The following is a 13,995-nucleotide window of genomic DNA, read 5'->3' on the forward strand; positions in this document are numbered from 1 at the left end:
CTAGATGGCCTCGCCCGCAGGGAAGGCAGGGTAGGGGACCGGGTTGGCGGGAGTCGGCGCCGCCGGGGTGGACGGTGCTGGGCCCGCCTTCGTCGTGGAGGTAGACGTGGCGGTTTCCGGGGGCTGCTGTTGGACGGTCTCGCCATTGAGGAACGGGGTGATCGCTTCACGGATGAGCGGGATGGCCGAATCCGCGAATGCCGTGGTGAAGTGGTGCATATCGCGATACACCATGATATTGCCGATGATGACCGGGCAATCGCCGTTGGCATCGCAGAACCACTTCGAGGTGTCTACGGCCAGCATGTTCTTGTACTGGGAGAGGACCTCTGCGCCCGGATCGTAGGGCGCATAAACCTCCTCGAAACGCATACCGCACCCGAGGGAATCCTGGGTGGCCACGTAACACTCATCAAACTGGCGGCCATTGCCGTGCTCGTCGAATCCCCACGGGTTATCGCGGAAGCCGAGGAAAGGAATATCGTGCTTGGCCAGCTCGTCCCAGAAAGCCTGATATCCCGGCGGGACGGCGTCCGGGCCGTGGCCCAAGGCCTGCCCGGGGCGCGTCGAATTCGACACCACGAGGGCTGGGTCCGCGTCGATGATGCGCTTGACCACTTCCTTGCTCCACTCGGCGCAGGATGGCTTGACGCTGAGCTCATCGCCCAACTCGATGGGGCAACCCACGCGGGTGAGCGGCACCAGCTTGAATCCCATCTCGCGGCCCAAGTGATCCAGGGCTGAGGAATACTGCTCCGCGTGCGAACCGCCCACCAAGTAGACCTCAACGTCGGAGTTGACGTCGCCGAAGACACACGGCGTTACGCCGTCCTTTTGCGTCTCGATGAAATAGTCCGACGGCTCCTGCTCTGGAATGAAGCACCAGTTATCGGCAACCGGTGGCTGGATGCCGCGCGCGAGAATCGGATCTGGCTTAATCTCCACGTTCTCAGGCGGGGTGATGTTCTCCACGAAGGTCGTTGCCCCAGGGTAGAGCTGCGGATCAAGAATCTCTTGGTTTGCCTCCTGGAGGCTGCGCTGCCACAGCGGCTGAACGGCCACGAGCGCAACGGTGCACGCCGCGACGACAACTCCACCGACGCCGCGGAGGGCACCAGTCCGGGTGCGGAGGTCGGCGAGGCCGCGGTGGACGGGGAGGTCGTCGGCAAGCGGGCGTTTGCGGTGCTGGCGCAGGGGCTTCTCGACGAATCTGTGCGTCACATCCGCCAAGCCCAGCGACACCGCGATGATGATGGCTCCGAGCCACCATGGAGGGGTTTCATAGCCGAGGGCGGCGGTGGAGATGATGAGGAGCGGCCAGTGCCACAGGTAGAGCGGGTAGGCGATATCACCGAGCCAACGGGAGGGACGAACCGTCAGCACCCGCGAGAGGGAACCACCGGAACCAATAATGATGAGCACCGCGCCGCCGATGGGCAGAAGCGACAGCGGGCCCGGGAAAGCCAAGCTGTCGGAGATGAGCATGCCGGTGCCAGCCAGGGCGGCTAGGCCGAGGGCGGTGGCGACGTTGGACAAATGTTGCGGCATCTTTAGGCGCGAGCCGTAGATGACGAGGACCGCGCCCAAGGTTAGCTCCCACGCGCGAGACCACGTGGAGTAGTAATTCTCAGGGGTCCCGTAGAGACCGTCGCGCGAGGCGTAGGCAAAAGAGGCGACGGTGATCACGAGGAGGATCGGGCCGGCGATAGAATTTACGGAGGGGAAGCGCTGCGCCTTAAGCCCCGACTTCTTCGGGCGCAACCGCATAAAAGCGGCCAGGCCCAGGGCAAAAAAGATGCCCATGAGATAGAACTGCCCCTGGACCGCCATGGACCACATGTGCTGCAGCGGCGACGTGGTTGCAGAGGCAGCAGCGTAGTCGGCGTTTTGCCGTGCTAGCTCCCAGTTTTGGTAGTAAAAGACTGTCGCCGTGATCTGCTTGGTGAGCTCGGTGTTCATGAGCTTCGGGGTAAATATCCGAACAAGCACATAGCTCACACCGATGACGAGCACGAGGGCAGGTGCCAACCTGCGCAGCGTGCGCCAGATGGGCCACCACGGGTTCAGGGAGGCGTTCGGCCGCGCGGCATAGCGCAGCTGCGAGCCCAGGAAGAAGTACCCGGACAGGAGGAGGAAGACATCGACGCCACCGGAAACACGACCGACGAAGACGTGGTATAAAACAACCAAAGCGATCGCGATGCCGCGGAGGCCATCGAGGTCGTAGCGGTAGCGGAATGTAGATGGGGCTTGTTTATTCATAAAAAGAGGTTTGTGTGGCAGCGAAATAACCGCATTACAGGCTACCCCTTTCGCGGGGTAAGGCCTAACCATGCAAGCGGTAGGGGGGATTTCCTATTTTGCGTGCGTACCGCTAAAATCATTGGGGTTGTCCATGTGCAGCATGGAGGACACCTAAAACTTCATTTCTGCGTAACGCCGGTACCGCCCACGGACGGCCGGCATGTCACGCGCAGGATAAATCCAAGGGTTGAACCGGCGCGCCACCAAGCGGCGCGTGTCTGAACTGCCCGGTGACTAGAAAAGGAGCCAATCATGGCCGTTAAGATCAAGCTGCAGCGTATGGGTAAGATCCGCAACGCTGAGTACCGCATCATTGTTGCTGATGCACGCACCCGCCGCTCCGGCAAGGCTATCGAGAACATCGGTATCTACCAGCCGAAGCAGGAGCCGTCCCTGATCCAGATCGATTCCGAGCGCGCTCAGTACTGGCTGGGTGTCGGCGCGCAGCCGACCGAGCCGGTTCTCGCACTGCTCAAGGTGACCGGTGACTGGCAGAAGTTCAAGGGCCTGCCGGGCGCAGAGGGCACCCTGAAGGTTGCTGAGCCGAAGCCGTCCAAGCTGGATCTCTTCAACGCCGCTCTGGCTGAGGCCAACAATGGTCCGACTATCGAGGCCATCACCGAGAAGAAGCGCAAGGCCAAGGAAGAGGCTGAGGCAAAGGCTGCCGCTGAGAAGGCTGCTGAGGAAGCCGCTGCCGCTGAGGCTGCAAAGGCAGAGGAAGAGGCAGCTGAGGCTGACTCCGCTGAGGAGTCCGCAGAGTAAACTACTCGCCTAACAGAAACTCCCCGCTGGTGCGGGGAGTTTTCTAGTTTTGCGGGGCGGCGGGGCGTGCTTCTAAGGGGTTCTCGAAATCCAAACCGCGGATAGCAGAAGCGATGACCGACTGCGCAATCCTTTCCATCGATTCTTCCGATACTGATGCCAAGTGGCCGCTCAAACACAACACCGTAAAGCCGTGCACCGTGGACCAGCCAGCAAGACAATTTTGCATCATGAATTGCCGGTTAGGCTCCTGCCCAATGTAGCGTGCGTACTGCTCCATGTAGTCATAGAAGTTGAACGTGGCCTGGACCCGCGGATCCTCTCCCGGCCCCTCGGCGGCCGCAGCCAGCGCACCAGGGATGTCAAAGCCGCTCGTGGCCATCATGCACTCAAAGAAGCTTTGCTCCTCCAAGGCATAGTGGTAGTAGGCAAAGCCAGCCGCCATCATCTTGTCGACAATGCTTCCCTCCGTGTCCTGGAAGGCAGCGCTGAGCTTGGTGATGAGTTCGAAGGTGGCGACGTCTGCGACGGCGTCGAGAAGCGCGGCCTGATCCTTGAAGTGGCGGTAGGCGGCGGTGGGGGAGACGCCGACCGCGCGCGTCGCCGCGCGAATCGTTACTGCCTCTGGTCCACCCTCCCGGCCGAGCTTGATGGCCTCCTGGAGGATCTCTTCATGCAAATTTCCATGGTGATACGGCTTTGAACTACTCACAATCTAAAAATAATACTAAAAGTCTAGACATTCACGCCAGTGTTTGGCGTCAACATTGTGAGCAGCATTAGCGCAGGTTGATCGCTGCAGGACACCGCATGTGGGACATACGCTGGAAGGTGTACGATGCGCCCGGGAACGAGCACGTGCTCTTCATCTCCGCAACTAAAAGTCACCGCGCCCTGTAGCACCTGGACGGTGATGGGGTGCGCGGCTTTGTGATCGGGCAGGACCTGCCCGGGCAAGAATGAAAAGAGGATGAGGTTCGCTCCGTCGGCACTGAGGACTCGCTTAACGGCTGGTCTCGGGCGCGATGGGTTCGGCTTAGGGGCCTCATCGAGCAAATTTAGCGTTGTGAGCGCGGCGCTGTCATGGGTGGCGGCACCAAAGGTGGCTGCATCATTGATCGGAAGCTCAGTCATGCCACTCCAGCGTAGCCCGTTAAGCTAGCAGTCATGGAACTACTCATTGGTCGCGTGGTGAAATCCCACGGCATTAAAGGCGAGGTCTCCGTCGAGGTGACCACCGATTCCCCCGAGACCCGTTTCGCCGTCGGCGAGGTTCTCCACGGCAAACAAGGCAAGAAAGAACACGAGCTCACCATCGCGGCGGTGCGCGCTCATAAAGGGCGCCTGCTCATCACCTTCAAGGAAATCCCAGACCGCACGGCCGCGGATTCCCTGCGCGGCACCCAGTTCTTCGCCGAACCCTTGGATGATCCCGAGGATGACGGCTTTTATGACCACGAGTTGGAAGGTCTGCGCGTTCTCCTCGATGGCAAAGAGGTAGGCGAGGTGACCGGCGTGACGCACGGTCCTACGCAGTCCCTTCTGGAAGTCACGCTCACCGATGGCAAAGAGGCGTTGGTCCCCTTCGTTGAGCAGATCGTGCCCGAAGTCGATCTGGAGGCCGGGACCTGCACCATCACCCCGCCGGAGGGGTTGCTCGACCTATGAGGATAGACGTTCTCACCATTTTTCCGGAGTACCTCGACCCGCTGCGCCACGCGCTGCTGGGCAAGGCCATCGAGCAGGGAAAGCTCGCGGTGGGGGTGCATGATCTGCGCCAGTGGGCCACCGACGTGCACAAATCCGTCGATGACTCACCCTACGGGGGCGGCCCAGGAATGGTCATGAAGCCTGAGGTGTGGGGGCCGGCGCTTGACGACGTCTCCTCCGGCACCGCCTCCACCCAGGACCTCCAAAGCGCGCTGCCGCACCTGAGCAAGCCGCGCCACGACGATATCCATGGCGTCGAGGCGCGCTCCTATGGTGAAAGCGAGGGTTCGGATAAGCCGCTGCTCATCGTGCCGACACCTGCCGGAACGCCCTTTACTCAGGCCGACGCGCAAGCCTGGTCTAACGAGGAACACATTGTCTTTGCGTGTGGGCGCTACGAGGGCATCGATCAGCGCGTCGTCGAAAATGCCGCGCAGCGCTACCGCGTTCGCGAGGTGTCCATCGGCGATTACGTGCTCATCGGCGGAGAGGTCGCCGTGCTGGTCATTGCTGAAGCGGTGGTGCGCCTCATCCCAGGCGTGTTGGGGAACCGGCGCTCGCACGAGGAGGACTCTTTCTCCGATGGCTTGCTGGAAGGGCCGAGTTACACCAAACCGCGGGAGTGGCGCGGCCTGGCGGTTCCGGATGTACTGACTTCCGGGGATCATGCCAAGGTGGACCGGTGGCGTCGCGAGCAGTCGCTGGCTCGGACGTGGAAGCGCCGCCCGGAGCTGCTGGACGCGGCGGACCTGAGCGATGCCGACCGCGCGTACGTGGAATCCTTGGAGGAGGAATGAGATGGACATCAGCACTGACTTGTCAATACTTATGACCGAAGCCGAATGGGATAAGGTTCTCAAAGATATGCCGCAGCGCCTGCGCGAAGGCGGCGTCGAGCCGCTCGATATCAACGCAGAGATCATCTCCTTTACCTGCGAGCCCGACAATATCCTGGTCAACGAGTACATGGATAAACATGGCCAGCCGCCGGTGGGTGAGCACGTGTGGAGGGTCATCGTCAACGGCTCCTCTGAGCTGCCGTTGACCAAAGTCACCGCGGCCGTCGCGGACTGCTTGCCGCCGCACACGCTGTGGTACGGCACCTCTGAAATCGGCCACACCGAGTTTGGGTTGGGTACTTCCTGCGCGTGGCAGGGCGGGGTATAGGGTAGGAAGGTCTTTTAGTCCCCGACCAAAAAGAGGTTTTGTGAATATCGCAGCCACCATCGCCGGAGAGCTGGGCGTCAAAGAAACACACGTTGACGCCGCCCTGAAACTCATGGCGGAGGGCAATACCGTCCCGTTTATTGCCCGTTACCGCAAGGAAGCCACCGGCGGGCTGGATGACTCCCAGCTGCGTATCATCGAGGAACGCTCGACGTACCTGCGCGAGCTGGAAGAGCGCAAGGAAACGGTGCTCGCCGCGATTGAGGAACAGGGCAAGCTCACCGATGAGCTGCGCGCACTGATCCAGGGCTGCGAGACCAAGGCGCGCCTGGAGGATCTGTACCTGCCGTATAAGAAGCGCCGCAAGACCAAGGCGGATATCGCGCGCGAGGCAGGACTGGAGCCGCTGACGGACAAGCTCATCGAGGACCCCTCGGCGGACCCGACCGAGCTGGCGGGGGAGTACCTCACCGAAGGTTTCGAGGAAACGAAGAAGGCCCTCGACGGCGCCCGCGCCATTCTGGTGGACCGCTTCGCACTGGATGCGGATCTGGTGGGCGAGGTGCGCGAGCGCATGTACACCAGCGGTTCCATGAACGCTGGCGTGGTCGAGGGTAAGGAAACCGAGGGCGCGAAGTTCAAGGACTACTTCGAGTTCTCTGAGCCTTTCGAGAAGCTCCCCTCGCACCGCATTTTGGCGCTGCTGCGCGGCGAAAGCGAGGGCGTGCTGCACCTCAACCTCGACGCCGGCGATGACGCCATGTACGAGGGCATGATCGCAGATCGCTTCGACCTGGACGTGTCTACCTCCCGCTGGCTTGCCGACGCCGTCCACTGGGGCTGGCGCACCAAGCTTTCCATCTCTTCCGGTCTGGACGTGCGCATGCGCCTGAAAGAGAAGGCGGAGGAAGGAGCGCTCAAGGTCTTTGCCACCAACCTGCGCGACGTTCTTCTGGCCGCCCCGGCCGGCCAGCGCGCGACGCTGGGCTTAGACCCGGGCTACCGCAATGGCGTCAAGTGCGCGGTCGTTGACCCTACGGGCAAGGTCCTGGCCACCACGATTGTCTACCCGCACCAGCCGCAGCAGAAGTGGGCTGAGGCGGTGAGGGAGTTGGCGTCGCTAAGCGCTGCCCATTCGGTGGACCTCATGGCGATCGGCAACGGAACCGCATCGCGTGAGACGGAGAAGCTGGCGGGGGAGGTCGCCGACCTCATCGCGCAGGCCGGCGGTGCTCGCCCCACGCCGGTGGTGGTCTCCGAGGCTGGCGCGTCGGTGTATTCGGCCTCCCAGTTGGCGGCCGATGAATTCCCTGACATGGACGTCTCCCTGCGCGGCGCCGTTTCGATCGCGCGCCGCCTCCAGGACCCGCTGGCGGAGCTGGTGAAGATTGACCCGAAGGCGATTGGCGTGGGGCAGTACCAGCACGACGTCAACCAGGTCGCGCTCGCCCGCACCCTCGATGGTGTGGTGGAGGATGCCGTCAACGGCGTCGGCGTGGACCTGAACACGGCGTCCGTCCCGCTGCTGGAGCGCGTGGCCGGCGTGAATTCCACGATTGCGGCCAACATCGTGGCATATCGTGATGAGAACGGCACGTTTGCCTCGCGCAAGGAGCTGAAGAAGGTGCCGCGCTTGGGCCCGAAGGCTTTTGAGCAGTCCGCGGGCTTCTTGCGCATCAATGGTGGCAAGGATCCGCTTGATGCCTCGGCAGTGCACCCGGAGGCCTATCCTGTGGTGGCGCGCATTGCGGAGAAGACCGGTCTGGGGGTTTCGGAGCTCATCGGCAATTCGCGGGTGTTGACGAAGCTGTCGCCGGCGGATTTCGCTGACGAGACCTTTGGTGTTCCGACGGTGACGGATATCATCGCGGAGCTGGATAAGCCGGGCCGCGACCCGCGTCCGGAGTTCAAGACGGCTACCTTCAAGGAAGGTGTGGACAAGGTCTCGGACTTGAAGCCGGGGATGATTCTGGAGGGCACCGTGACCAATGTTGCGGCCTTTGGCGCGTTCATCGACGTGGGCGTGCACCAGGATGGACTCGTCCACGTCTCCGCGATGAGCCACAAGTTCGTCTCCGACCCGCACGATGTGGTCCGCTCGGGCCAGGTGGTGAAGGTGAAGGTTATGGAAGTCGACGTGGAGCGTCAGCGCATTGGCTTGTCGCTGCGGCTTGACGATGAACCCGGCCAGCCCGCTCCCAAGCGCCGCAACGGCGGTGGGCGTTCCGAGGGTCGCGGCGGCCGCTCCGACCGTCGCAACTCCCGCCGCGACGGTGGGCGTGGCCGCTCGGACCGCGGCGGCGGTGGTTCGATGGCCGATGCCCTCAAGAAGGCCGGCTTCTAACCGTTCAAACGGTTGGGGGTTTGTGAGTTTTTCGGCGGACTGTTCTGCGCGGACGGTGCATTGGACAAGTCTGTGGGATGAAGCGATCGCCGAAGGCGCGGAAGGCCTCATGAACGTTGAGGTTTCCGCGTGGCGCCGAGCTGAGTCCGGCGTGTGGACGTGCACGGCTAAGCTGCCGCGTAGATTATCCGGGCGGCGCAGTGCTGGGTGGCGATGGGTGTATGTCCGGCGGGTCAGGTGGTTGGCTTGGGGGAGCGCCCGTCGGGCTCGTGGCCTGTCGGTTCAAGGCCTCTTGGTAGGCCGGCTGCGCGGTAATCGGCGTTCCCCAGGGCGGGATGTAATCAACCGGTCCCTTCAGCCGAAAGACATAGCCTCTGCCGGTCGGGCTGGTGGGGTCATCGTCGTTAATGCCGTTGTGGTAGGCACACAGCATGGTGAGGTTGGGCGGATTGGTTTCCCCGCCCGCTTGCCAGGGGACGATGTGGTGGACTTGGCAGTAATCGGCTGGCTTGTTGCAGTCTTCGATCGCGCAGGTGGGGTGCTCCGCGCTGGCCATGATGCGCTGCTCGAGGCTGGCAAAGCGCGAAAGCCGGTGCAGCCACACCGGGCCGATGGTGGGGTGGACCAGTGTGGCGTAGCCAGTCTCGGCGAATTTGTAGGTCAGAAACTCCGCGCCGCTCATGCGCCCGCCGTTGGTGAGCTCGAGCTCGATGTCATCGCCGTCGTGGCGGATGATCTTGTCGAGCTCGTCGAGTGTTATCACGACGTTTGTTCCCACCGCCGGCCGCGAGCCTGTGCCTTCTTTAAAGAAGACCTGGCGGGTGGCGTCCAGGAGGTCGGTGGGGTTAATGGACTCCAGGGTGCTGCGCATGGTGGAAATGTTGAGCGCGGAATCAGTCACCGTGAGCGAGTGCGGGCCGTTCTTGCGGTAAGTCAGCCGCACACCTGGCGACGGCACGCGTTTCGGTTTGAGTTCCTTCACTCGCTGCGCCGCCACTGAAGGCACCCGTTCCGAGGGCACGGAGGCGAGCGCGACGCGCAAATTCCAGACGTCAACCTGCTTCTTCAGCTTCGCGGTGTAGGACTCAATCAGGCTCAGCGTGGCCAGGTCGTGGCCTTGGCGTTGGGCTGCCTGGCGGGCGGTGCGCTGCTTGCCGGTGAAGTGGGTATCGCCGAAATAGATGGCATGAAGCGACGCCAGCTCCGCCGCATCGCCATGCGAGGCACCAAGCGCGCGCAAGCTTTCGGGTGTGCTGGTTGCTGCTTCCACCAGCGCAATCCCCGAGTTGCGAAGGCGGATGTAGGTTTCAATATCCCCCATGTGCACAGAGCCTAAAACAGGCCACGCGGCCCCGCAACCGGAGAAGAAAACGCCCTGCCTACAAGCTGTAAAGGGCAGGGGCTTGCCGGATGAAAGCCCGATTCGAATGCACTTGCCCGCCCGTCACAAGGGAGTGCGGGGTGATGTAATTCAGGTAGTGCGCAGCGCGGCACAACGCGACGAATGGTTATAAGTTCACAATGCCAACTTATTCGGTGGTATGTTTGTTGAAACAAATGACCTAGTGGCCTCGCTCACGTTTGCGTGTCTAGCTTAAAAGGCTGGATAAACGAATAAAAGCGGACCTCAACCATCACGCTAAGGAGGCAGACATGAGCCGTGAGGCTGAATCCAACCGGGAAGCAGACGCGAATAGCGCTTCGCCTGGTCTGGTGAATGAGGGGAGCGCGGCTACCCAGAGCGCGGCAGGCCACGACAGCGAGGCCATGGGGTGGCACCGCGTCCTCGATTGGCGCCCCACCAGTACTTTGTCGCGCGTGCTCATCGTCTTCCTTCTCGTCGCACCCATCGTTATCGCCGGAACCATGATGTGGGCCATGTGGGACCCCTCCAAGTACATGCGCAACATTGACTTGGCGGTGGTGAATGAGGATGCGGGCGTCGAGAAGCAAGGCACCTACACAAACTACGGTGATCAGGTCGTGGAAGGCCTGATGGAGACGCAGTACCTGAACTTTGCCGAGGTCAACAAGGCGGACGGTGATGAGGGGCTGCTCAAGGGCAAGTACCTCATGGTCGTGACCATCCCGAAGAATTTCTCCGAGCAGGCCGTCACCATCATTAGCGATAAGCCGGTCAAGCCGGAGATTCACTTCGCCACGAATGATTACTATGGCACGAATGGTTCGGTGATTTCCTCCAGCCTCATCCCGCAGGTGCAGACCAGCGTGGAGAACGCGATTTCCAAGAAATACGCCGATCAGGTCATCGAGGGGCTGAATAAACTTAGCGATGGCCTGGGAACCGCAGCCGAGGGCGCGGGCCGGCTCGACGAGGGCGCTGGGCGGCTGCAGGAAGGCGGCGGGCGAGCGGTCGAGGGAATTGCCAAGCTGGACGCCGGCGCGGGCGATCTCAACAACGGTACTGGTCAGCTGCTCGACGGCACGACCCGTCTCAACGAGGGCGTGGGGCGCTTGAGCGGCGGTGCCGCGCAGCTGGATGATGGCGCCGCCCAGCTTGCCGACGGCTCCGACAAACTGCTCGCCGGCACCGGCCGCCTGGCGGATGGCGCGGGTCAGATCGATGGCGGTGTCAATCAGCTCACCGGGATGCTCATCCCGGTGCTCAAGCAGGCGCAGGTTGTGGCCCCGGCGCTGCTGCAGCTTGTCGACGTCCTCCGCGGCCTCGGCATGCACCAACAAGCCGATCAACTCTATTCCCTGGTGTCCAAGCTCGACCCGGCCGCCAGCGGAAACATGGTGGCGCAACTGGAGAAGCTCTCCGCCGGCACCGGCCAGCTCTACTACAACCTGTCCGATCCCAATTCGGAGTACCTGGGCGGCATGATGGCGCTCAATGACGGCGCGCACCGCTTGTCCGATGGCTCGCAGCAGTTGCGGGCAGGCGTCGGCGAGCTGAGTAACGGTGCCGCCCAGCTGCAGGACGGAGCATCCCGCCTGCACGAGGGAACCGGCACGCTGAAGGACGGCACGGGCCAGCTGGCCGCCGGAGGCACGGAGCTCAAGGACGGTATGGACCAGCTCAAGGCCGGCTCCAATGAATTGGCCACCAAGCTTGCCGACGGCGCCGCCAAAGCCCCCTCCATCACCCAGCCGGATACGTCGGCGCAGAACATGGCCGTGCCCATCAACTTCACCTCCTCTAACCTCCACCCAGTACAGACGGTGGTCAGCCCGGTTGACCCGACCGAGAAGAACATCACGGGCGGCGCTTCCTTGCTCTTCGTGCTGGTCTTTGGCTTCCTCGTTATGCTGCTCCTGGCGATGACGCTGCCGTATTACCTGGGCCGCCGCGGGGAGACCGCTACGAGCCCGGTGCGCGGCATCCTCGCGGCCTTCGGGGTGGTGGCGGGGCTGAACTTCCTGGTCTTGGCGTTCATGGGGCTGATGTCCTCCACGATGGGCTGGAGCCCCGCCAGCTGGCCGATGATGTTGCTTGTCATCGCAGCGATTGCCGCCGTCGGCGCGGCGACCTACCAGTTCTTCCTCGTAACCTTCGGCCGTAAGATTGGTGCCGTCTTCGCCGTCGGTGCTTTTGCCTTAGGCGTCATGGTTTTCGGCGGCGTGTGGCCGGTGGCGGCGATTCCGCGGCCGCTGAGTTTGTTGCATCCTTTCCACCCGATGTCCTATGCAAAGAATGCCTTTACCCGCGCTACCGACGGTATCCACGATGGCACCTTCTGGGCGGGCATTGCGGTGCTCTTCATCGTGACCGCCCTGGCGTTGGTGGCCTCCTGCGTGGTGTTCCGCGCCCGCCACCACGGCACGGCGCGCATCCTCGATGAGCACCTCTTCCGCAGACCGGCGGTGGCCGGCGCCTAGAAGTCGTGTGCTGCGAGCCCGCCGGGGAGGTTGCGCAGCTCGATGCCCATGTCCGCGGCCAGATCGGCGTAGCGCAGGACAAAGCCAGCGCTGCGCCCGCCAGAGGCGCAGGCCACGTAGACCAGTTCGGAGCCGCAGGCTGAAAGCGCTCGGCGCACGGAATCATCGTCGGTGACCGTATGCCAGGGCAGCGACACCGTGGCACGAGGAAAGGCGGGGTCCTCGGAGATATCAAGGAGGGCAGCGTGGCCGGTGACAAGTTCCGGCGGCAGGATATGCCGGGCAGGTAGGGCAGTAACGAGGGGGCGGTCGGGATCGGCGCCCACCCGCAGCGTGCGGAAGCTTCCGGGGAGCGCGTCGTAGGAGGTTACGCGCCCGATCATGTCTCGATGATCCGGGAGTGCGCCGAGCGTGGCGACCGCCGCGGTGACCATGAGCCCTGCGATCACCGATGTCGTCGCGCCCAGCACCCCGGCCGTCGAGCACTCGAGCGCCTCGCCGCTGGGCGGGGCGGGGAAGAGATCGCGCAAGCCCACCCCGCGCCCGTCGGCGGAGTCTTTCCCGGAGTGCCACAGCGCGGCTTGCCCGCCGTAGCGCAGCACGGTACCCCAGGCCAGCGGGGTAGAGGTGAGCTCGCAGGCATCGGCGACGAGGTATTTCGTGTCGAAGGTATCGGAGCCGTCGAGGACGAGGTCAGCCTCGGAACACAGGTCGAGAACGTTGGAGGAATCGAGGCGTTCCTTAAGAGCGGTGATGGTGAGCTCGGGGGAAATCTCGCGGGCGCGCGCGGCGGCTACTTCCGCCTTGGGCTTGCCGACGTCCCCCGCACCAAACAGTACCTGTCTGTGCAGGTTGCTGATATCGACGCAATCGGAATCAATAAGAGTGATGCGCCCGATGCCTCCTGCGGCGAGCTGTTGGATAGCCGGGCAGCCCAGCCCGCCGGCGCCCACGACGAGCACGTGTGCGGCATGAAGCCGCTCTTGGGCCGCATCGCCGAAGCCGGGCAGGAGGCGTTGGCGCGCGGTCCGGGCAAGTTCGGTCTCACTGAGCATGATGGCAGTCCTTTTAGGAAGTGGGCTACAGGACCTGGTCCGCCCAGCTGGCCAGACCTTCGAAGGTGGAGGAAGCCTGGGCGTGCTCGCGCTGCGGGATGCGCCCTGCACTTCGGGCAAGTCTGCCGGCTTTGACGGCGTGGCGCATGGCGGTGGCCATGGCTTCCGGGTTCTGGCAGCGGTTGACGGCGCTGGCGAGAAGGACACCGGAGCAACCGAGTTCCATGGCGAGGGCGGCGTCGGAGGCGGTGCCGATGCCGGCGTCGACAAGTACGGGTACAGAGGCGCGCGAACAAATGAGCTCGAGGTTGTGCGGGTTGAGAATCCCGAGACCAGTGCCGATGGGGGCGCCGAGCGGCATGACGGCCGCAGCGCCAGCATCCTCGAGGCGTTGGGCGGCCACGGGATCGTCGCTTGTGTAGGCCAGCACGGTAAACCCCTCGGCGGCAAGCAGTTCGGTGGCGTCGAGGGTTTCGAGGACGTCGGGAAGTAGCGTGTGCTCGTCGGCGATGACCTCGACCTTGACCCACGTGGTGCCCAGAGCTTCGCGGGCCATGCGGGCGGTAAGCACGGCCTCGCGGGCCGTGCGACACCCGGCGGTATTGGGCAGTGGAGCGATGTCCAGGCGGCGCAGCAGATCGAAGACGCTCTCACCGCTCTTGGTGCCAGCGTGGCGGCGCATGGCCACGGTGGTCAGCTCGGTCCCGGAGGCGACGAGCGCGCGTTCCAAGGCTTCGTGGCTCGTGGCGCCACCGGTGCCCATGATGAGGTGGGAGGAAAAGGTGGTATCGGCGATAGTGAGCATGTAGT

At 63.2% G+C, this 13,995-nt stretch carries 12 protein-coding genes; 6 read left to right on the plus strand and 6 right to left on the minus strand.

What is annotated here, in order from left to right; translation table 11 throughout:
* Entirely contained in the window at positions 1–2,262 is a 2,262-nt protein-coding gene (locus HMPREF2967_RS09060; RefSeq protein ID WP_070562770.1) for an acyltransferase family protein, read from the minus strand.
* A 294-nt stretch (positions 2,263–2,556) separates the two neighbouring features.
* Between HMPREF2967_RS09060 and rpsP the strand changes: the two genes are divergently transcribed.
* Positions 2,557–3,066: a 30S ribosomal protein S16 gene (gene rpsP / locus HMPREF2967_RS09065; protein WP_070520013.1), complete on the plus strand. Its 510-nt coding sequence runs from the start codon at positions 2,557–2,559 to the stop codon at positions 3,064–3,066.
* A gap of 43 nt (positions 3,067–3,109) precedes the next feature.
* On the opposite strand, the gene HMPREF2967_RS09070 is transcribed toward rpsP, so the two are convergent.
* Both HMPREF2967_RS09070 and HMPREF2967_RS09075 read right to left on the minus strand, forming a co-directional pair.
* Positions 3,110–3,778, minus strand: coding sequence for a TetR/AcrR family transcriptional regulator (locus tag HMPREF2967_RS09070; RefSeq protein ID WP_070562773.1), 669 nt, complete (start codon positions 3,776–3,778; stop codon positions 3,110–3,112).
* A 23-nt stretch (positions 3,779–3,801) separates the two neighbouring features.
* Entirely contained in the window at positions 3,802–4,200 is a 399-nt protein-coding gene (locus HMPREF2967_RS09075) for a cupin domain-containing protein (RefSeq protein WP_070686127.1), read from the minus strand.
* Positions 4,201–4,233: 33 nt separating this feature from the next.
* Between HMPREF2967_RS09075 and rimM the strand changes: the two genes are divergently transcribed.
* Genes rimM through HMPREF2967_RS09095 form a run of 4 tightly spaced genes read left to right on the plus strand, consistent with a single transcriptional unit; the run spans position 4,234 to position 8,287 of the window.
* Positions 4,234–4,734 carry a ribosome maturation factor RimM gene (gene rimM / locus HMPREF2967_RS09080; protein ID WP_070686129.1) on the plus strand — a complete coding sequence of 167 codons (501 nt, stop codon included), beginning with the start codon at positions 4,234–4,236 and terminating at the stop codon, positions 4,732–4,734.
* Positions 4,731–5,573: a tRNA (guanosine(37)-N1)-methyltransferase TrmD gene (trmD, locus tag HMPREF2967_RS09085; RefSeq protein WP_070686131.1), complete on the plus strand. Its 843-nt coding sequence runs from the start codon at positions 4,731–4,733 to the stop codon at positions 5,571–5,573. The genes rimM and trmD overlap by 4 nt, the downstream gene beginning before the upstream one ends.
* Before the next feature lies 1 nt (position 5,574).
* The gene (locus HMPREF2967_RS09090) at positions 5,575–5,943 is read left to right on the plus strand and encodes a hypothetical protein (protein WP_070533206.1); all 369 of its coding nucleotides are present in this window, start codon (positions 5,575–5,577) and stop codon (positions 5,941–5,943) included.
* 40 nt (positions 5,944–5,983) lie between these two features.
* On the plus strand, positions 5,984–8,287 hold the full coding sequence (locus HMPREF2967_RS09095; RefSeq protein ID WP_070686133.1) for a Tex family protein: 2,304 nt from the start codon (positions 5,984–5,986) through the stop codon (positions 8,285–8,287).
* 184 nt (positions 8,288–8,471) lie between these two features.
* Here HMPREF2967_RS09095 and HMPREF2967_RS09100 read toward each other — a convergent pair whose 3' ends face one another.
* Positions 8,472–9,608, minus strand: coding sequence for an HNH endonuclease signature motif containing protein (locus HMPREF2967_RS09100; protein ID WP_070686135.1), 1,137 nt, complete (start codon positions 9,606–9,608; stop codon positions 8,472–8,474).
* Between the two features lie 332 nt (positions 9,609–9,940).
* On the opposite strand from HMPREF2967_RS09100, the gene HMPREF2967_RS09105 reads away from it, so the two are divergent.
* The gene (locus tag HMPREF2967_RS09105; RefSeq protein WP_070686136.1) at positions 9,941–12,130 is read left to right on the plus strand and encodes a YhgE/Pip domain-containing protein; all 2,190 of its coding nucleotides are present in this window, start codon (positions 9,941–9,943) and stop codon (positions 12,128–12,130) included.
* Here the strand turns inward: HMPREF2967_RS09105 and HMPREF2967_RS09110 are convergent.
* The gene (locus HMPREF2967_RS09110; RefSeq protein WP_070565550.1) at positions 12,127–13,185 is read right to left on the minus strand and encodes a ThiF family adenylyltransferase; all 1,059 of its coding nucleotides are present in this window, start codon (positions 13,183–13,185) and stop codon (positions 12,127–12,129) included. The two genes, HMPREF2967_RS09105 and HMPREF2967_RS09110, sit on opposite strands and share 4 nt — an antisense overlap.
* 25 nt (positions 13,186–13,210) lie before the next feature.
* A complete protein-coding gene (locus HMPREF2967_RS09115) occupies positions 13,211–13,990 on the minus strand; it encodes a thiazole synthase (RefSeq protein ID WP_070686138.1) in 780 nt (259 codons plus the stop codon).
* Positions 13,991–13,995 lie beyond the last annotated feature (5 nt).

This window comes from Corynebacterium sp. HMSC059E07, assembly GCF_001814395.1.
Lineage (GTDB): Bacteria > Actinomycetota > Actinomycetes > Mycobacteriales > Mycobacteriaceae > Corynebacterium > Corynebacterium hesseae.

Excerpts from the sequence above, each read along its gene's own strand:
- HMPREF2967_RS09060 (WP_070562770.1), bottom strand. The coding sequence starts at position 2,262 with ATGAATAAACAAGCCCCATCTACATTCCGCTACCGCTACGACCTCGAT.
- rpsP (WP_070520013.1), top strand. The coding sequence starts at position 2,557 with ATGGCCGTTAAGATCAAGCTGCAGCGTATGGGTAAGATCCGCAACGCT.
- HMPREF2967_RS09075 (WP_070686127.1), bottom strand. The coding sequence starts at position 4,200 with ATGACTGAGCTTCCGATCAATGATGCAGCCACCTTTGGTGCCGCCACC.
- rimM (WP_070686129.1), top strand. The coding sequence starts at position 4,234 with ATGGAACTACTCATTGGTCGCGTGGTGAAATCCCACGGCATTAAAGGC.
- trmD (WP_070686131.1), top strand. The coding sequence starts at position 4,731 with ATGAGGATAGACGTTCTCACCATTTTTCCGGAGTACCTCGACCCGCTG.
- HMPREF2967_RS09090 (WP_070533206.1), top strand. The coding sequence starts at position 5,575 with ATGGACATCAGCACTGACTTGTCAATACTTATGACCGAAGCCGAATGG.
- HMPREF2967_RS09100 (WP_070686135.1), bottom strand. The coding sequence starts at position 9,608 with ATGGGGGATATTGAAACCTACATCCGCCTTCGCAACTCGGGGATTGCG.
- HMPREF2967_RS09105 (WP_070686136.1), top strand. The coding sequence starts at position 9,941 with ATGAGCCGTGAGGCTGAATCCAACCGGGAAGCAGACGCGAATAGCGCT.
- HMPREF2967_RS09110 (WP_070565550.1), bottom strand. The coding sequence starts at position 13,185 with ATGCTCAGTGAGACCGAACTTGCCCGGACCGCGCGCCAACGCCTCCTG.
- HMPREF2967_RS09115 (WP_070686138.1), bottom strand. The coding sequence starts at position 13,990 with ATGCTCACTATCGCCGATACCACCTTTTCCTCCCACCTCATCATGGGC.